Annotated in this window: 14 protein-coding genes; 7 read left to right on the forward strand and 7 right to left on the reverse strand. The window is 70.6% G+C overall.

The window, feature by feature from the left end; all coding sequences use genetic code 11:
• Positions 1-46: 46 nt before the first annotated feature.
• Genes POF73_RS42290 through POF73_RS42310 form a run of 5 tightly spaced genes read right to left on the reverse strand, consistent with a single transcriptional unit; the run spans position 47 to position 5,678 of the window.
• Positions 47-1,357, reverse strand: coding sequence for a DUF58 domain-containing protein (locus POF73_RS42290; RefSeq protein ID WP_272124740.1), 1,311 nt, complete (start codon positions 1,355-1,357; stop codon positions 47-49).
• Positions 1,357-2,346, reverse strand: coding sequence for an AAA family ATPase (locus tag POF73_RS42295; protein WP_272124763.1), 990 nt, complete (start codon positions 2,344-2,346; stop codon positions 1,357-1,359). Before POF73_RS42295 ends, POF73_RS42290 begins: the two co-directional genes overlap by 1 nt.
• Positions 2,346-3,548, reverse strand: coding sequence for a DUF4350 domain-containing protein (locus POF73_RS42300; protein WP_272124741.1), 1,203 nt, complete (start codon positions 3,546-3,548; stop codon positions 2,346-2,348). Before POF73_RS42300 ends, POF73_RS42295 begins: the two co-directional genes overlap by 1 nt.
• On the reverse strand, positions 3,545-4,354 hold the full coding sequence (locus POF73_RS42305; RefSeq protein ID WP_272124742.1) for a DUF4129 domain-containing protein: 810 nt from the start codon (positions 4,352-4,354) through the stop codon (positions 3,545-3,547). Before POF73_RS42305 ends, POF73_RS42300 begins: the two co-directional genes overlap by 4 nt.
• Before the next feature lie 4 nt (positions 4,355-4,358).
• On the reverse strand, positions 4,359-5,678 hold the full coding sequence (locus tag POF73_RS42310) for a glycerophosphoryl diester phosphodiesterase membrane domain-containing protein (protein WP_272124743.1): 1,320 nt from the start codon (positions 5,676-5,678) through the stop codon (positions 4,359-4,361).
• A 140-nt stretch (positions 5,679-5,818) separates the two neighbouring features.
• Here POF73_RS42310 and mtnA point away from each other — a divergent pair, with 140 nt between their 5' ends.
• From mtnA to POF73_RS42345, 7 genes are all read left to right on the forward strand, one after another.
• Entirely contained in the window at positions 5,819-6,970 is a 1,152-nt protein-coding gene (mtnA, locus tag POF73_RS42315) for an S-methyl-5-thioribose-1-phosphate isomerase (protein WP_272124744.1), read from the forward strand.
• Positions 6,971-7,131: 161 nt separating this feature from the next.
• Complete coding sequence (gene mtrA / locus POF73_RS42320; protein WP_272124745.1) at positions 7,132-7,821, forward strand: two-component system response regulator MtrA; 690 nt, start codon at positions 7,132-7,134, stop codon at positions 7,819-7,821.
• Position 7,822: 1 nt separating this feature from the next.
• On the forward strand, positions 7,823-9,904 hold the full coding sequence (mtrB, locus tag POF73_RS42325) for an MtrAB system histidine kinase MtrB (RefSeq protein ID WP_272124746.1): 2,082 nt from the start codon (positions 7,823-7,825) through the stop codon (positions 9,902-9,904).
• A complete protein-coding gene (locus POF73_RS42330) occupies positions 9,894-11,735 on the forward strand; it encodes an LpqB family beta-propeller domain-containing protein (protein ID WP_272124747.1) in 1,842 nt (613 codons plus the stop codon). The genes mtrB and POF73_RS42330 overlap by 11 nt, the downstream gene beginning before the upstream one ends.
• Before the next feature lie 232 nt (positions 11,736-11,967).
• On the forward strand, positions 11,968-13,002 hold the full coding sequence (locus POF73_RS42335) for a ComF family protein (RefSeq protein WP_272124748.1): 1,035 nt from the start codon (positions 11,968-11,970) through the stop codon (positions 13,000-13,002).
• A gap of 315 nt (positions 13,003-13,317) precedes the next feature.
• A complete protein-coding gene (gene hpf, locus POF73_RS42340) occupies positions 13,318-14,010 on the forward strand; it encodes a ribosome hibernation-promoting factor, HPF/YfiA family (protein ID WP_443049742.1) in 693 nt (230 codons plus the stop codon).
• Between the two features lie 201 nt (positions 14,011-14,211).
• The gene (locus POF73_RS42345) at positions 14,212-14,958 is read left to right on the forward strand and encodes a response regulator (protein ID WP_272124750.1); all 747 of its coding nucleotides are present in this window, start codon (positions 14,212-14,214) and stop codon (positions 14,956-14,958) included.
• Positions 14,959-15,023: 65 nt separating this feature from the next.
• Here the strand turns inward: POF73_RS42345 and POF73_RS42350 are convergent, their stop codons facing one another.
• Together POF73_RS42350 and POF73_RS42355 are read right to left on the reverse strand one after the other, a co-directional pair.
• The gene (locus POF73_RS42350) at positions 15,024-16,196 is read right to left on the reverse strand and encodes a winged helix-turn-helix domain-containing protein (protein ID WP_272124751.1); all 1,173 of its coding nucleotides are present in this window, start codon (positions 16,194-16,196) and stop codon (positions 15,024-15,026) included.
• Positions 16,197-16,707: 511 nt separating this feature from the next.
• A complete protein-coding gene (locus POF73_RS42355; protein ID WP_272124752.1) occupies positions 16,708-17,304 on the reverse strand; it encodes a GNAT family N-acetyltransferase in 597 nt (198 codons plus the stop codon).
• Positions 17,305-17,442: the final 138 nt, after the last annotated feature.

Below are 17,442 nucleotides of genomic sequence, written 5' to 3' on the forward strand. Positions count from 1 at the left end.
AGTCAATTGAGGTTCCACGGGAGAGCACATCAGGCTCTCCCGTGGATTACAGACGTCCTGCTGTCTTGAGTGCCAAATAGGCGTCCGCCAGTGTCGGTGCGAGCGCTTCCGGCGTTGCGTCGACGACCGTGACGCCGTGCCGGCGAAGTTGTTCCGCCGTGCGGTGGCGTTCGCTCTGGGCCTGGGCGGCGGCTGCGGCCTCGTACACGGAGTCCGTGTTTCCGCGTGCGGTTGCCATGCGCGCGATGTGGGGGTCCGCCACTGATGCCAACAAGACGGTGTGGCGCTGAGTGAGCTGAGACAGGACGGGGAGCAGGCCCTCTTCGATCGGGGCGGCGTCCAGGGTGGTCAGCAGCACGATCAGGGAGTGGCGGGGAGCTGTCCGGAGGGACATCGCCGTAAGGCCGCGGGAGTCCGTTTCGACAAGCTCGGGTTCGAGGGGGGCCATCGCGTTGACCAGGGACGGGAGGACGTCGCCTGCTGCGCGGCCCTGGACGAGGGTGCGTACTCGGCGGTCGTAGGCGAGGAGGTCGACACGGTCGCCGGCTCGGGAGGCGAGGGCGGCCAGGAGCAGGGCCGCGTCCATGGAGGCGTCGAGGCGTGGGGCGTCGCCGACTCGTCCTGCTGAGGTTCGGCCGGTGTCCAGGACGAGGAGGATGTGGCGGTCGCGTTCGGGGCGCCAGGTGCGGACGGCGACCGTGGACTGGCGAGCGGTGGCGCGCCAGTCGATGGAGCGGGTGTCGTCGCCGGGGACGTATTCGCGCAGGCTGTCGAATTCTGTGCCTTCGCCGCGCGTGAGCACGCTGGTGCGGCCGTCGAGTTCGCGCAGGCGGGCCAGTTTGGAGGGCAGGTGCTTGCGGCTGGTGAAGGGGGGAAGGACGCGTACCGTCCAGGGGACTTTGTGGGTGCCCTGGCGGGAGAAGAGGCCCAGAGGGCCGTATGAGCGGATCGTCACGCGGTCGGCCTGGCGGTCACCGCGGCGGGTGGGGCGTAGGCGGGTGGTCATACGGCGGCGCTCGCCGGCGGGGATCGTCATGCGGTGGCGGGAGGCCGCCACCTCTGTGCCGGGCTGCCAGCTGCTCGGTGGCCAGGCGTCGCGGATGTGGGCGCGGAGCGGGCGGCGGGACGGGTTGGTGATCGTGAGGGTGACGTCGGCCGCTTCGCCCAGGCGTACGGAGGCGTCGCCGGAGCGGGTCAGGCCGAGGCGTCGTACGGGTGCCGCCAGGGCGAAGTCGCAGGCGCAGGCCGCGGCCAAGGGTGCGTTGACCGCGAGGATGCCCGTCCAGCTGGGGTCCCAGATGCCTACGGGGAGGGAGCCTAGGGCCGCGAGGAGTGCGGCACGTCCGGTGAATGCCATCAGCGGGGGACGGGGACGTGGGCGAGGATCGCGTTGATGACGGAGTCGGCCGTGACGCCTTCCATCTCGGCCTCCGGGCGGAGTTGCACGCGGTGGCGGAGGGCGGGGAGGGCCAGTGCCTTGACGTCGTCGGGGATGACGTAGTCACGGCCGGTCAGCCAGGCCCAGGCGCGGGCGGCGGCCAGGAGGGCCGTGGCGCCGCGCGGAGAGACTCCGAGGGTGAGGGAGGGGGACTCGCGGGTGGCTCGGCAGATGTCGACGACGTAGGCCGTGATCTCCGAAGAGATCGTCGTCTTGGCCACGGCCGCGCGTGCGGCTTCAAGGTCTGCGGGGCCCGCTACGGGGCGTACGCCGGCGGCGTGCAGATCGCGCGGGTTGAAGCCCTCGGCGTGGCGGGTGAGGACGTTGATCTCGTCCTGGCGGGAGGGGAGCGGGATCGTGAGCTTGAGGAGGAAACGGTCCAGCTGGGCTTCGGGGAGGGGGTACGTGCCCTCGTACTCCACCGGATTCTGCGTGGCGGCGACCAGGAACGGGTCGGGGAGCGGACGGGGCGTGCCGTCGACCGTGACCTGACGTTCCTCCATGGCCTCCAGCAGCGACGACTGGGTCTTGGGCGGGGTGCGGTTGATCTCGTCCGCGAGGAGGAGGTTGGTGAAGACCGGGCCGGGCTGGAAGGAGAACTCGGCGGTGCGGGTGTCGTAGACGAGGGAGCCCGTCACGTCGCTCGGCATGAGGTCGGGGGTGAACTGCACGCGCTTGGTGTCGAGTTCGAGTGCGGATGCGAGGGCGCGGACGAGCAACGTTTTGGCGACCCCAGGGACTCCTTCTAGTAGTACGTGTCCGCGGCAGAGGAGGGCGACGACGAGACCGGTCACGGCGGGGTCCTGGCCGACCACGGCTTTGGCGATCTCGGCGCGCAGGGCCTCCAGGGAAGCACGGGCGGTGCCCGGGTCCCCGGTGTTCCCGGCGTTGTCAGTGGTCGGGTCCATCATGGACGGCGTACCTCTCTTTCGAGGGCGTCGAGTTGGTCAGCGAGGGAGATGAGGGCCGCGTCGTCGCTGGGCGGCGGGCCGAAGAGGAGAGAGCGCAGGCCCTGTCCGTCTCCCTGGTTGTGGAGGTGGGCGGACAGAGTGGGGAGCAGGGCCTCGGGCGTGTGTGCCTGGGAGACGGGGACACCTACGAGGGGGGCGAGGCGGGTGCGGCTGGTGGAGCGAAGAGCGGCGGCCGCGCGGTCGCGGGCGTTGGCCTTGCGATAGAGGCGGGCGCGGCCTTCGACGGTTTCGGAGGCGCGGATCGCCACGGGGAGTTTTTCGGGAACCAGGGGGCCCAGTCGACGTGCCCGCCAGAGGGCGGCCAGTGCTGCGGCGATGAAGAGCTGCAGGGTGCCCCAGACCCAGCCTGAGGGAAGCAGGTCGAAGAGGCTGCGTTCGTCGTCCGTGTCGGCGGCCGACGCGTCGGAGAGCGAGGGGAGGTACCAGACCAAATGGGGGCGGGAGCCGAGGAGTTGGAGGGCGAGCGAGGCGTTGCCCTGCTCGTCGAGATGATCGTTGTGGAGGATGTCGGGCGCGCCGAGGGCGATGGTGTCGCCGCCCCCGGTCTTCGCCGGGACGCGCAGCAGGGTGGCCAGGCGCTCGCTGGGGTAGCACTCGTCGGCGCCGAGGTGGGTGGTGGTGTAGCGGATGCCGCCCAGGTCGGCGGTGCCCGCTCGTTGGGCGGCGGGCAGGGCGCAGTCGGGGGAGAGCTCCGAGTCGAGGCTGGTGGCGGGGTCCGCGGTGACTCCGGGGACGAGTCTTTCTACGGACCACCCGCCCGGGGCGACGAGGACAGTACGGCCGCCGGAAGCGGCGGTCGCAGAACGCAGCGACGTCTGTTGACGGTGCGTCAGCAGATCGGGGACGGCGACCAGGAGGGTGGTGTCCGCACTCGCTGCGGAGCGTGCCTCGTCCAGGGTGGTGACCACGCGTGTGTCCACGCCGCGGTCGGCGAGGAGTTCGGCCACCGCCCTGCTGCCCTTGGGGTCGGCGGAGCGTGGGTCGAGGGCGCCGTGCTGGGTGTCGGAGCGGATCGTGGCGATCGCGACGGCCGCCGCGAGCAGGAGTACGACGGCGAGGCCGATGCCTCTCGCGCGGGTCCATACCTGGCGTGCGGTGGGCGAGGCCGAGGTGGAGGGGAGCATGGCCTCGGTGGTCATTCGGCGGCCCCCTGGCGGGCGTTGTGGGCCGTGCTGGCGGCGCTGCTCGCGAGCTGTGGCTTGCTGCTCTCCAGGTCGCGGTCGAGTGCGGCGATGCTTTGGTACGCCTGCTGGGTCGCGGCCCGTCCGCCGTATGTGACGTCGTCGAAGTCCCGGGCGGCCGCGCGCAGTCGGTCCGTGTGCGAGGGCAGTGAGCGGCCTGCTTCGGCGGCGGCCTCGTCCGCGGTGCGGCCGGGGCGGACGTCGAGGAGGGCGCGCTCCTCAAGGGAGCGGACGATGGCGCGCATTCGTTCCTGGACGGCCTGGTTCCAGTGGCCCTGGGCGGCGTGTGCTTCGGCGGCGGCCCGGTGTTCGGCGGCGCTGCGGGGGCGGTCGTCGAACAGGATGGCGGAGGAGGCGGGTTGGCGGCGCGGGGTGCCGAGGCGCCACCACAGGGCTCCGATGACCGCGATGACGACCAGGATGACGACGACCAGGCCGAGCGTTCCTCCCGGCGTCGCGGTCGAGGCGCTCTTGAACAGGTCCTCGACCCAGTCCCAGAAGGCGTCCAAGGCACGTTGGAACCAGCTGGGTTCGTTCTCGTGGTACATGCGCTTGGACAGCTCGCGTCGGGCCGCCTCCCGCGCTGGATCACGCGGGATCGTCAGTGGCGGCTCGTCGTCGGAGCGCGCCAGCAGTGACAGTGCGGCCGTGTCGCCGGAGTGGGACAGCGACCGCACCACGGTGCCGCCCGAGCGCAACAACGTGCGTCCGGCCGCGTCCGGCAATGCTGACGCCGTCGTGAGAACTCCCCCCGCCAGACTCACCGGTTCAGCTCCCCGGAGTGTCGGTGCCGTAGCCCTGGACGCCGGCTGCGCGGGCCAGTTCGAGGTCGAGGGCCTCGCGGCGGATGCGCTGGTCGATGTAGAGCAGGACGGTGACGCCGGCCGTGATCGGGAAGGTGATCATGGAGCCGATTACCGAGCCGACACCGCTGATGATCAGGAACGTCCAGCCGAGTTCGGTGGTGCCGTCGAGGAAGCTGCCGGCGCCGTCGCCGCCGAGGGCGGCGGCGAGGAACGTGAAGGGGATGACGACGATCGCCGCGACGACGTTGGCGATGATGGTGGCGAGCAACTGGATGCCGAAGACGCGCCACCAGGAGCCGCGGACCAGCTTCGCGGAGCGGCTCAACGCCTTGACGATGCCCTGCTTCTCCAGCATCAGCGCGGGCGAGGCGAGGGAGAAGCGGAACCACAGCCACATCGCGACGACGCCGGCGCCGAGGCTGCCCAGGACGACGAGGGCGGCGCCCCCTTCACCGGCGCCCGAGGCCGCTACGAGGATGCCGGGCACGGCGCCGACGACCACCAGGCCGACGGTCATGAGCAACAGCAGGAAGAGCAGGCCGAAGAGGCGCGGTACCTGAGCGCGGGCGTCGCGCCAGGCCTCGCCGGTGGACACCGACTTGCCGAGTACCGCGCGGCTGGTGACGGTCGTCAGCAGGGCGGTCGCGACGATCGCGCCGATCACCGAGATCAGGAAGAGCACGCTGGAGCTGAGCATGGCGTCGCCGAGGGCGTCGGTCAGCTCGCTGAGGGTGGCGCTCGGGTCGTTGAGGGCCTCGGTGCTGGTGTAGTCGTTCAGGACGAAGCCCTGGAGGAGAATGGCCAGGATCTCCGTCACGATGGCGACGGTCAGCGAGATGCCCAGGACCGTGCGCCAGTAGGTGCGCATCGTGGAGACCGCGCCGTCGAGAATCTCGCCGACTCCGAGCGGGCGCAGCGGGATCACGCCGGGCTTGGCAGCGGGCGGGGGGCCGCCCCAGCCGCTGCCCCAGGGGCCGTATCCGCCCGGGGGGCTGTAGCCCGGGTGGCCGCCGCCGGGGCCGGCGGGAGGGCGGGCGCCCCAGCCGGGGCCGGGCGGGGGCGGCGGTGGGGCCTGACCGGGAGCCTGGGGCCCGGTCGGAGCGGACCACTGGCCGGGTGGCGGCTGCTCCTTGGACCACTTCGGGCCGGGGCCCTGTGGGTCCGCTCCCGGCTGCTGCGCGGGGTCGGGGCGGTCTGCGGGCTCGGCAGGGCCGGACGCGCCGGGCTCCTGTCCGTCGGACGGGGCGGATCCGGGCGAGGCCCAGCCCGGAGTGTCTTTCATCGTCGCTCCTTCACGGTGCCCGTCCGCGGTCGCGGCGGCAGGTTGGCAGCCATCGTGCCATGGGGCGGTCGGCGAGGTACCGGCCGCGGTATGGGCTGCACACCTTCAATTGTCCGCCGTACAAGGGGCAGACTGACCGCATGGCTGATCAGTACGCGCAATCCGGCGAGGACAGGAAGCCGACCGGGACACCGGCGATTCGGTGGGACGAGCCACCCGAGGGCCCAGTTCTGGTGCTTCTCGACCAGACGAGACTGCCGGCCGAGGAGGTCGAACGGGTCTGTACAGACGCGTCCGCGCTGGTGGAGGCGATCCGCTCGCTCGCGGTGCGCGGGGCACCGCTGCTCGGTATCGCCGGGGCGTACGGCGTCGCGCTCGCCGCCGTACGCGGCTTCGACGTGGACGCCGCCGCGGAATCGCTGGCGGGTGCCCGGCCCACCGCGGTGAATCTCGCCGTCGGCGTGCGACGGGCCCAGTCCGCCTACCGGGCCGAGCTTGCGCGCAGTGGCGATGTCGAGCGGGCGGCCGCGGAGGCGCTAGGGGCGGCGCGGGCGTTGCACGAGGAGGACGCCGAGGCCAGCGCACGGATGGCCGAGCGGGGACTGGCGCTGCTGGACGAGCTGTTGCCGGGCGGTGGGCATCGCGTTCTCACGCACTGCAACACCGGGGCGCTGGTGTCGGGCGGTGAGGGTACGGCGTTCGCGGTGGCGCTCGCGGCGCACCGGGCCGGGCGGCTCAGGCGGCTGTGGGTGGACGAGACCCGGCCGTTGCTGCAGGGGGCGCGCCTGACGGCGTACGAGGCCGCGCGCAACGGGATGGCGTACACCTTGCTCACGGACAACGCGGCGGGTTCGCTGTTCGCGGCCGGAGAGGTGGACGCGGTGCTGATCGGGGCGGACCGGATCGCTGCCGATGGGTCGGTGGCGAACAAGGTGGGGAGTTATCCGCTGGCGGTGCTCGCGCGGTACCACCATGTGCCGTTCATCGTGGTGGCGCCGCTGACGACGGTGGATCCGGAGACGCCGGACGGGGCGTCCATCGAGGTCGAGCAGAGGCCGGGATTCGAGGTCACCGAGCTCATGGCGCCCCAGGTGCCGGTGGTGGGGGTGGAGCCGGGTGGCGGGATTCCGGTGGCGCCGCTGGGGACGCAGGCGTACAACCCGGCGTTCGATGTGACGCCGCCCGAGTTGGTGACCGCGATCGTCACCGAGGAGGGAGCTGTGTCGCCTGTGACAGCTGAGGCGCTGGCGGAGCTGTGTGCCAGGTCGCGGCAGGCGACACAGATGTTGTGACGTAGAGGTTGGAACCAGTCGGGCGGGCAAGCTGGGGCGAACCTGCCCAAAGGTCACACTCTGTGATGTGAGCGAGGGCAGACAGTGGCGGCCGCGTACGACTAAGGTCACTGGCCGGTGACCTATCTCACCTGAGCCTTCGCCACTGTTATGAGAATGGGATGATGGCATCCATGAAGGGACGAGTCCTTGTCGTCGACGACGACACCGCACTGGCCGAGATGCTCGGCATCGTGCTGCGTGGTGAAGGTTTTGAGCCGTCTTTCGTAGCCGACGGCGACAAGGCGCTGGCCGCATTCCGGGAGACCAAGCCGGATCTTGTGCTGCTGGACCTGATGCTGCCCGGGCGGGACGGTATCGAGGTGTGCCGTCTGATCAGGGCGGAGTCCGGAGTGCCGATCGTGATGCTCACGGCCAAGAGCGACACCGTGGATGTGGTGGTCGGTCTTGAGTCCGGCGCGGACGACTACATCGTGAAGCCGTTCAAGCCGAAGGAGCTTGTCGCCCGGATCAGGGCGCGGCTCAGGAGGTCGGAGGAGCCGGCGCCCGAGCAGTTGGCCATCGGTGACCTTGTCATCGATGTGGCCGGGCACTCCGTGAAGCGGGACGGGCAGTCCATCGCGCTGACGCCGCTGGAGTTCGACCTGCTGGTCGCGCTGGCCCGTAAGCCGTGGCAGGTGTTCACACGTGAGGTGCTCCTTGAGCAGGTGTGGGGCTACCGGCACGCGGCCGACACCCGTCTGGTCAATGTGCATGTGCAGCGGCTGCGTTCCAAGGTCGAGAAGGACCCGGAGCGTCCGGAGATCGTGGTGACCGTTCGTGGCGTCGGCTACAAGGCAGGGCCGAGCTGACATGTCCGGGGACAGTGCCGCTTCGGCCCCCGGTCGGTCCGGGGCCCGTCCGGAGCGGCCTGTCGGCCGGAAGAAGGCGGGCTCCCGCTGGGGACGGTTCCTTGAGGGCGGGCTGCTGCAGGGCGGAGTCCAGGGCAGCCCGGTCCTTCGGCTCGTGCTGCGCTGGGTGCGCCGGCCGCTGCTGCCCGTCATGCGGTTGTGGCGGCGCAACATCCAGCTCAAGGTCGTCGTCACGACCCTGCTGATGTCGCTGGGTGTGGTTCTGCTGCTGGGCTTCGTGGTCATCGGGCAGGTGCGCAACGGCCTGCTGGACGCCAAGGTGAAGGCTTCGCAGAGCCAGGCCACGGGCGGGTTCGCGGCGGCCAAGCAGCGGGCGGAGGAGGCGGCGGCCGGGACCGCCGACGACGGTTCGACGGCGGACGAGCGTTTCGACCAGAACGTCAGCCCGTGGATGACCGACCTCGTCTCCTCGCTCTCCAGCGGCGGGCAGGGCGCCTTCGAGGTGGTGACGCTCCCGGCCTCCGCGGGAAGTGACACCGGCGGACGCGGGCGGCGTGGCTCCGGCCTTGTCGACCCGACGGCGAGCGTGCCCGAGGCACTACGCGAGCGGATCGACAGCGCTACGGGCGCGTTCCAGAGCTACACCCGCATCGCCTACCTGCGCGCGGCGCACAAGGATTCGCAGCCGGCCCTGGTCATCGGCAAGCAGGTCAACGACCCCAACGACGACCCGTACCAGCTCTACTACCTCTTCCCGCTCACCCAGGAGGAGAAGTCGCTCAGCCTGGTCAAGGGGACGCTCGCCACCGCCGGACTCTTCGTGGTCGTACTGCTCGGGGCCATCGCCTGGCTCGTGGTGCGGCAGGTCGTCACACCGGTGCGGATGGCGGCCGGGATCGCCGAGCGGCTGTCGGCCGGGCGTCTGCAGGAGCGGATGAAGGTCACCGGTGAGGACGACATCGCGCGGCTCGGTGAGGCCTTCAACAAGATGGCGCAGAACCTGCAGCTGAAGATCCAGCAGCTGGAGGACCTGTCGCGGATGCAGCGGCGGTTTGTGTCCGACGTGTCGCACGAGCTGCGGACGCCGCTGACGACCGTGCGTATGGCCGCCGACGTCATCCATGAGGCGCGGGAGGACTTCGACCCGGTGACCGCGCGGTCGGCGGAACTGCTCGCCGACCAGCTGGACCGGTTCGAGTCGCTGCTCGCCGACCTGCTGGAGATCAGCCGCTTCGACGCGGGCGCGGCGGCGCTGGAGGCCGAGCCGATCGACCTCAGGGAGGTTGTACGGCGCGTCGTCACCGGGGCCGAGCCCCTCGCCGAGCGCAAGGGCACTCAGATACGGATCCTCGGCGACCAGCAGCCCATCGTCGCCGAGGCCGATGCCCGGCGTGTGGAGCGTGTGCTGCGCAACCTTGTCGTCAACGCCGTCGAGCACGGCGAGGGCCGGGACGTCGTCGTCAAGCTCGCGGCTGCGGGCGGGGCGGTCGCCGTCGCCGTGCGTGACTACGGCGTCGGGCTCAAGCCCGGCGAGGCGACCCGGGTCTTCAGCCGCTTCTGGCGAGCCGACCCGGCACGCGCGCGCACCACAGGCGGTACGGGACTGGGGCTGTCCATCGCCCTGGAGGACGCGCGGCTGCACGGTGGCTGGCTGCAGGCGTGGGGCGAGCCGGGCGGCGGTTCGCAGTTCCGGCTGACGCTGCCGCGGACCGCGGACGAGCCGCTGCGGGGGTCTCCGATACCCCTGGAGCCCAAGGACTCGCGACGCAATCGTGGACTTAATGACGCCGGTCTGCCGAGCGGCGGTGGTGAGAAGGCCGCGACGGTGCCGTCGCAGCCCAAGGGGGATCCGGGGCCTTCGATGACGTCGAGGGACCCGTTCGCCGCGCGGCCGGGTGGGGCGGCCCCCAAGGCCGATCCGACGGCGCTGCCCGGGAACGGCGCTCGCGTGGTTCCCCGCCCCGCCTCGGGCGCACGGCGGCAGGAGGACGACACACCTGGCGCGGAAGGGTCGCCGTCGAGCGAGGAAGCCGGGCGGGACGAGGAGCCGAACAAGCAGGGGGAGGCATTTCGTGGGCGCTGACCGCGAAGGGGGCGCCCGGCGCAGTCTGGGGCGCGCGGGGGTGTACGCCGCCTGTGGTGTCGTACTGCTGGCAGGGTGCGCCTCGATGCCCGACAGCGGCGATCTGCGGGGAGTCGAGTCCACGCCGCGTCAGGACACGCAGGTGCGGGTCTTCGCCATGCCGCCGCACGACGACGCTTCGGCCCCGGAGATCGTCTCGGGCTTCCTGGAGGCGCTGACCAGCGACGATCCCGACTACGAGATAGCGCGCAAATATCTGACCAAGGAAGCGTCGGACAAGTGGCGGCCCTTGCTGTCCACGACGGTGCTCGCCGACGGACCGGGCATCGAAGCGGACCATGTGGGAGCCCGGGAGGACGGCGACAGCATCTCGTACACGCTGACCGGCGCCAGGGTCGCGACCGTCGACGCGCAGCAGGCGTACGCGCCCGCCGGCGGTGACTACAGCGAGCTGATGCATCTCACCCGCGACAAGAAGACCAAGCAGTGGCGTATCGACGTGCCACCGCGCGGTGTCGTCATGGGCAAGTCGGACTTCCAGCGCAACTACATGTCCGTCGACAAGTACTACTTCGCCACGAACACCACGCTCGGGACCTCCCCGCACACGGCGGCCGTCGCCGATCCCGTCTATGTGCGCAGGAACGTGGACCCGATGACGGAGATGGTGCGTTCCCTGCTCAAGGGGCCCACCAGCTGGCTCAACCCGGTGGTCAGGTCGAGCTTCCCCACCGGTACGGCGCTGACCAAGGGCACCGCCTCGCTGCCGCCGGACGACCAGAACCGGCTGACGGTGCCGTTGAACGACAAGGCGGCCCGGGTCGGGCTGACCCAGTGCCACGAGATGGCGGCGCAGCTGCTGTTCACCCTGCAGAACCTCACTCCCACGGTTGACGAGGTCGTGCTGCGGGCGGGCGGCAGGCAGCTGTGTTCGCTCACCGAGGACCGGGCGGAGGCCGTCGCCGCGCGTGGGTCGGTGCAGCACGCCGAATATCTGTATTTCCTCAACGACAAGCACCGGCTCGTACGGCTGCCGGCCGCCACCAAGGACACGCAGGCCACGCCGGTGCCGGGTGCGCTGGGCGAGGGGGACGCGGAGCTGAAGTCGGTGGCCGTGTCGCGTGATGAGGACATGGCGGCCGGGGTCGGTCTCGACGGCAAGAACCTGTACGTCGGGGCGCTGGTGTCGGGTGGCCCGCTGGGCGATCCCGAGCTGACCAGCGCGGGCCGGACGGAGGAGGAGCGGCTGTCGGCGCCCAGCTGGGACGCACAGGGCGACCTGTGGGTGGCCGACCGCAACCCCGACAATCCGCGGCTGTTGCTGCTGAAGGAGGGCGTCGGCGATCCGCTGGTGGTGAAGACGCCGCCGGGGCTGGAGGGGCGCATCGAGTCCGTGCGGGTGGCCGCCGACGGGGTGCGGATCGCGCTCGTGGTGAAGCAGGGCGACAAGTCGTCGCTGCTCATCGGGCGGATCGAGCACGGCGAGGCCGGCAAGGCCGGGGAGGACGCGGCCATCTCCGTGCACGAACTGCGGTCCGCGACGCCCGAGTTGGAGGAGGTCACCGCCATGTCGTGGGCCGGTGACAGCCGGCTCGTGGTGGCGGGGCGCGAGCGGGGCGGCGTCCAGACGATGCGGTACGTCCAGGTCGACGGCTCGACGCCGGAGGGGCCGGTGCCCGCCGCCCTGAGCGGCGTGAAGGAGATCACCGCGTCCGAGGACGCACGGTTGCCGCTGGTCGGCTACTCGGAGGACGGGATCGTACGGCTGCCGTCCGGGATGCAGTGGCAGAAGGTGGTGACGGACGGGACGGCTCCGGTTTATCCGGGGTGAGCCGTTGAGGTTCGCGGACGGGCGCTTGGCGGCCGCCTTCGGCTGGGTGTGACCCCGGCTGGAGGCGGCCGCTTTCGCGTTGTGGGTGGGCGTCCGGTTCTTGCTCGGCCGGGGGTGGGAATTCGGCGCGGCTGTGGGGCGGATGTGGGCGGCTGCGTAGTGGCCGGAGTTATCCACAGGTGGTTATCCACAGGGGTGGCAGGTCGTCGCTGGCGTTGGCACAGTGGAGGACATGCGGGGGTGGTGGCAGGACCTCACCGACCTGGTGCTGCCGGCTGAGTGCGGAGGCTGTGGAAGGGCCCGCACGGTGCTCTGCCCGGAGTGCCGTGCCGTCCTGAGCGGGACCGCGCCGAGCCGGGTGCGACCGGTGCCGGAGCCGCCCGGGCTGCCTGTGGTGCACGCGGCGGCCCGGTACGCGGACGAGGTGCGGGCGGTGCTGCTGGCCCACAAGGAGCGCGGTGCGCTGGCGCTCGCGGCGCCGCTCGGGACAGCTCTGGCGGGGGCTGTGAGGGCGGGGCTGAGGGAGTCCTCGGGCCTTCGGGTACGGGGTGACGGCGCGGGGGTGTTCGGGAGTGCGGGGGCGCCTGTGCTGCTCGTACCCGTGCCGTCCGCGCGGGAGGCGGTGCGGGCACGAGGGCATGATCCGGCGCGGCGGATCGCGCTGGCGGCCGCGGGGGAGCTGCGGCGGGCCGGGACACCGGCTCGGGTGCTGGCCGTGCTGCGGCAGCGGCGTGCCGTGGCCGATCAGTCGGGGCTCAACTCCCGCCAGCGGTTGGACAATCTCGCGGGCGCGTTGACGGTGGCTCCTGGGGGAGGCCGGCTGCTCGCCGGTGGTCAGGTCGTGCTCGTCGACGACCTGATGACGACGGGCGCGTCCCTGGCGGAGGCGGCGCGTGCCGTCCGGGTGACCTTGGTACAGGGCACGGGTTTCCGCAGGCCGCAGGGGGTGGGCCCGCGCCGGCCGGTGGGAGTGGGCCGCGGTGGCGGCCCGGCCGAGAGAGCGGGCGTAGACGGCAGAACACAGGAGGGGAGGGACGCGTATGGATGGGTGACCGGGGAGATCGGAGCGTGTGGTGACGGGAGGTCCGCTGTGTACCTGGCGGGAAGTCGGGAAAGCACTGAGGAACGGGGAGCCGGATCGACGGAGGGCGTGGTGCGGCGGACGCGTGAGATGCCGGGAATCATGGATGCCGGGCGGGCCGGTGACCTGATCTGCGCGGCCGTGGTTGCCGCTGCACCGGATTCTTTCGAAATAAACCGGAACTGACCGCTGACTTGCATCGTTGCTGGTAACGAGAGGCTCAATTCACCTGAACGGAGGTACGCCGCAGTAGAGGGTGACGACATCCGTCCGGGCGAGATATGTTCGGTTGTGAGGGAAAGGCGCAGGCCATCCCCGTCATATCCGAATGCCGTGCCGCGGGTTTTGCGCAATGGCCCGCGGCCATGGGGTGGAGATCTTGCCCATGGGGGAGGAGGAGGTGGAAGTCACCGAGTCCGAGGTTCCGGGGTTCACCGGAGCCGGGTGCAAAAGGGAGATGCTCCGCCGATGGAGCGGGGCGATCCGGGAACGGAGTTCTGCGTGGACATCGTCGTCAAAGGCCGCAAGACCGAGGTGCCCGAGCGGTTCCGCAAGCACGTGGCCGAGAAGCTGAAGCTGGAGAAAATCCAGAGGCTCGATGCCAAGGTGATCAGCCTCGACGTCGAGGTGTCCAAGGAGCCCAACCCCCGACAGGCCGACCGCAGCGATCGAGTGGAGATCACGCTCCGCTCCCGCGGTCCGGTGATCCGGGCGGAGGCAGCGGCCAGCGATCCGTACGCGGCGCTCGACCTCGCGGCGGAGAAACTGGATGCCCGGCTGCGCAAGCAGCACGACAAGCGTTTCTCGCGCCGAGGCGCACGCCGACTCACGGCGGCCGAGGTCCCCGACCACGTTCCGGGCGCGGCAACGCTCAACGGGAACGGCCACACCTTCCAGACGGAAGAACCGGACGGCATTCCCACCAAGAAGATCGGCTCGCTCGAAGTGAAGGGCGAAGGCCCTCTCGTCGTACGCGAGAAGACACACGTCGCCTCCCCGATGACCCTCGACCAGGCCCTCTACGAGATGGAGCTGGTCGGGCACGACTTCTACCTGTTCGTCGACTCCGAGACCAAGGAACCGAGTGTCGTCTACCGGCGGCACGCCTACGACTACGGCGTCATCCACCTCAGCACCGACCCCATGGTCGCCCAGGCGCAGGCTCCCGCGGCAGGTGGCACGCTGGGCGGCTGATCCGTCCGGCTGACAGCTGAGCCGGTGCCCCTGGAGCGCGTGTGCGCCCCCAGGGGCACCGGTGTGCGACCACTTCGCGCCCCGCTCGTCACCGTAGTGTCGGCCGGGCATGAAATCATGGCCGCACCGGCCCAACCGGTGGGCCGCTGCCTTGGGTTGGCGATGGCAAAGGACCAGCCACAGCCTTCAGGGGGAGGAACGATGGCGGACAGCTTCGGACCGATGCGGGACGAAGGTGCCGACGGCGACGTCGTCGGCATGGGCCCGGACACGGGCTCTCCACGCAAGGAGCCGATCAGAGTCCTCGTCGTGGACGATCATGCCCTCTTCCGTCGTGGACTGGAGATCGTGCTCGCGGCGGAGGAGGACATCCAGGTCGTGGGGGAGGCGGGTGACGGCGCGGAGGCCGTCGACAAGGCCGCTGACCTGCTGCCGGACATCGTGCTGATGGATGTCCGGATGCCCAAGCGGGGCGGGATCGAGGCCTGCACCTCCATCAAGGAGGTGGCGCCCAGCGCGAAGATCATCATGCTGACGATCAGCGACGAGGAGGCCGACCTCTACGAGGCGATCAAGGCCGGCGCGACCGGTTATCTCCTCAAGGAGATCTCCACGGACGAGGTGGCCACGGCCATCCGCGCGGTCGCCGACGGGCAGTCGCAGATCAGCCCGTCCATGGCGTCGAAGCTGCTCACCGAGTTCAAGTCGATGATCCAGCGGACGGACGAGCGTCGGCTCGTGCCCGCGCCTCGGCTGACGGACCGTGAACTGGAGGTTCTCAAGCTTGTCGCCACCGGGATGAACAATCGCGATATCGCGAAGGAGTTGTTCATCTCCGAGAACACCGTGAAGAACCACGTGCGCAACATCCTGGAGAAGCTGCAGCTGCACTCCAGGATGGAGGCCGTCGTGTACGCGATGCGGGAGAAGATCCTGGAGATCCGCTGAAGCCGGGCTGAGGGGGCTTCGGCGGGTCTGAGGATCACGCCACGAGGTTCACGCCACGAGGTGGATCACGCCACGATGCGGGTGAGCTCCTTGGTGAGTGGCTCGCGCAGCTCCGGTGCGTCGACCCGTTCCACGCGTACGTCCGTGCAGTCCACCCAGCTCGCCGCCTCGGCCAGGGCCTGGGCCACCGCCGGGACCGCCTTCGGGCCGTCCAGGGTGACCTGCTTGGCCACCAGCGTCCTGCCCTCGCGGGCCGGGTCCACGCGGCCGACGAGATGGCCGCCGGCCAGGACCGGCATCGCGAAATAGCCGTAGATCCGCTTCTGCTTGGGGACGTAGGCCTCCAGGCGGTGGGTGAAGCCGAAGATTCGCTCCGTGCGGGCCCGTTCCCAGATCAGGGAGTCGAACGGGGACAGGAGCGTGGTGCGGTGGCGGCCGCGTGGGGGTGTCTCCAGGGCCGCGGGGTCGGCCCAGGCCGGCTTGCCCCAGCCCTCCACCGTGACCGGGACCAGGCCGGAGTCGGCGATCACCGCGTCCACCTGGTCGCCCTTGAGGCGGTGGTAGTCGGCGATGTCCGCGCGGGTGCCGACGCCGAGGGACTGGCCTGCCAGCTGGACCAGGCGGCGTAGGCACTCGGTGTCGGTCAGGTCGTCGTGCAGCAGTGTCTGGGGGATGGCGCGTTCGGCGAGGTCGTAGACGCGCTTCCAGCCGCGGCGTTCCACGCAGACCACCTCGCCGTACATCAGGGCGCGTTCGACGGCGACCTTCGTGCCCGACCAGTCCCACCACTCGCTGGTTCGCTTGGCGCCGCCCAGGTCGGTTGCGGTGAGGGGGCCCTCGGTGCGGAGCTGTTTGATGACCTGGTCGTAGGCACCTTCGGGGAGTTCGTGGTTCCAATGGGGGCGGTTGCGGTAGGCGCGGCGGCGGAAGGCGAAGTGGGGCCACTCCTCCGCCGGGAGGATGCAGGCGGCGTGGGACCAGTACTCGAAGGCGTGGGTGTCCGTCCAGTAGGCGTTCTCGACTGTCTTGCGGCCTACCGCGCCCAGGCGGGCGTAGGGGATGAGCTCGTGGGAGCGGGCCAGGACGGAGATGGTGTCGAGTTGGACCGCGCCGAGGTGACGGAGTATGCCGCGGACGCCTGAGCGGCGGTTGGGGGTGCCGAGGAAGCCTTGGGCTCTCAGGGCGATTCGGCGGGCTTCGTCTGCCGAGAGGGTGGTCGTGGGGCGCGGGGTCGTCATGGGATCGGACGATAAAGGGTAGGACTGACAGTGGGGGGTGAGCTGGGGGTTTGTGGGGAGGGCGAGGTGCGCCGTGGTTGCTGTCGGGGGGTTTCGCCCCCGCCGCCCCTACCCGTCCCATCCCCCAGGGGCGCTGCCCCTTCGGCCCCGTCAGGGGCTCTGCCCCTGGAACCCCGCTGGGGCTGCCGCCCCAGGCCCCGCTCCGGCCCCTAAAGGGCCTTGTCCTCAAACGCCGGACGGGCTGAGAGATGTCGGCCCGCGTCGAGAGCGACCGGCCCGCGTTGAGAGACGTCGGCCGGCGTTGAGAGGGACCGGCGCGTTGAGGGATGTCGGCTGGCGTTGAGAGGGACCGGCGCGTTGAGAGGGGACGGCCGGCGTTGAGGGATGTCAGTCGGCGTTGAGAGGGACCGGCGCGTTGAGGGATGTCGGCTGGGGGTGAGAGGGACGGGAGATGTCCCCCAGCGTTGAGAGACGTCAGTCGGCTTGAGACGTCCGTCGGTGTCGGGCGATGTCAGTCGGTGTTGGGGGGAGTCGGGGAGGGGCGGGCGGGGAGGTAGGGGGCTGTTGAGGGGAGGCTCAGGTCTGAGGGGAGCAGGGAGCCCAGCCAGCAGTCTCGGCGTACGCCCTGGTGGACGATGGCGGAGCGGAGGGTGCCTTCCAGGGTGAAGCCGGTGCGTTCGGCCACTGTGCGGGAGGGGATGTTGCCCACCTCCGCGCGCCATTCGACGCGGTCGATCGAGAGGTGGACGAAGGCCCAGCGGGAGGCGGCCAGGACGGCCTCGGGGATGTAGCCGTTGCCACGGTGCTGCTTCGCGCACCAGAAACCGATCTCGGCGTCGCTCATGGAACGCATCGTGAGGCCGAGCATGCCCACCAGGTCCTCCCCTTCGGGGAGGAAGAGCCCCCAGGTGAACATCGAGCCGTTGCGCCAGCCCTCGGGGACCAGATCGTGCGTGAAGCTGTGGGCGTGCTCGTACAGGTAGGGCGAGGGGATCGTGGTCCAGCGCAGGATGTCGGGGTCCTGGACGGCCTCGTACACGGCATCGGTGTCCTGTGGGCCGACCGTGCGCATGAGGAGGCGGTCGGTGGTGAGCGTGACGGGTTCCATCGGCCGATTCTGCTCGGGGGCCGGTGTGAGCGCCATTCTTTAAGCGGCGTGTGAACGATGCGGTGTGTGAGCGTGTGATCGCGGTTCGCACAATTCGTTGGCCGAACGCGGCACCATCCATGGCCCCCGGCCGTTGTC

It is taken from the genome of Streptomyces sp. HD (genome assembly GCF_028369295.1).
GTDB lineage: Bacteria > Actinomycetota > Actinomycetes > Streptomycetales > Streptomycetaceae > Streptomyces.

What these genes read in the sequence shown, in the direction of transcription:
- POF73_RS42345 (WP_272124750.1), top strand. Translation starts at nt 14,212, where the DNA reads ATGGCGGACAGCTTCGGACCGATGCGGGACGAAGGTGCCGACGGCGAC.
- mtnA (WP_272124744.1), top strand. Translation starts at nt 5,819, where the DNA reads ATGGCTGATCAGTACGCGCAATCCGGCGAGGACAGGAAGCCGACCGGG.
- mtrB (WP_272124746.1), top strand. Translation starts at nt 7,823, where the DNA reads ATGTCCGGGGACAGTGCCGCTTCGGCCCCCGGTCGGTCCGGGGCCCGT.
- POF73_RS42300 (WP_272124741.1), bottom strand. Translation starts at nt 3,548, where the DNA reads ATGACCACCGAGGCCATGCTCCCCTCCACCTCGGCCTCGCCCACCGCA.
- POF73_RS42310 (WP_272124743.1), bottom strand. Translation starts at nt 5,678, where the DNA reads ATGAAAGACACTCCGGGCTGGGCCTCGCCCGGATCCGCCCCGTCCGAC.
- POF73_RS42355 (WP_272124752.1), bottom strand. Translation starts at nt 17,304, where the DNA reads ATGGAACCCGTCACGCTCACCACCGACCGCCTCCTCATGCGCACGGTC.
- POF73_RS42350 (WP_272124751.1), bottom strand. Translation starts at nt 16,196, where the DNA reads ATGACGACCCCGCGCCCCACGACCACCCTCTCGGCAGACGAAGCCCGC.
- POF73_RS42290 (WP_272124740.1), bottom strand. Translation starts at nt 1,357, where the DNA reads ATGGCATTCACCGGACGTGCCGCACTCCTCGCGGCCCTAGGCTCCCTC.
- POF73_RS42335 (WP_272124748.1), top strand. Translation starts at nt 11,968, where the DNA reads ATGCGGGGGTGGTGGCAGGACCTCACCGACCTGGTGCTGCCGGCTGAG.
- POF73_RS42295 (WP_272124763.1), bottom strand. Translation starts at nt 2,346, where the DNA reads ATGGACCCGACCACTGACAACGCCGGGAACACCGGGGACCCGGGCACC.
- mtrA (WP_272124745.1), top strand. Translation starts at nt 7,132, where the DNA reads ATGATGGCATCCATGAAGGGACGAGTCCTTGTCGTCGACGACGACACC.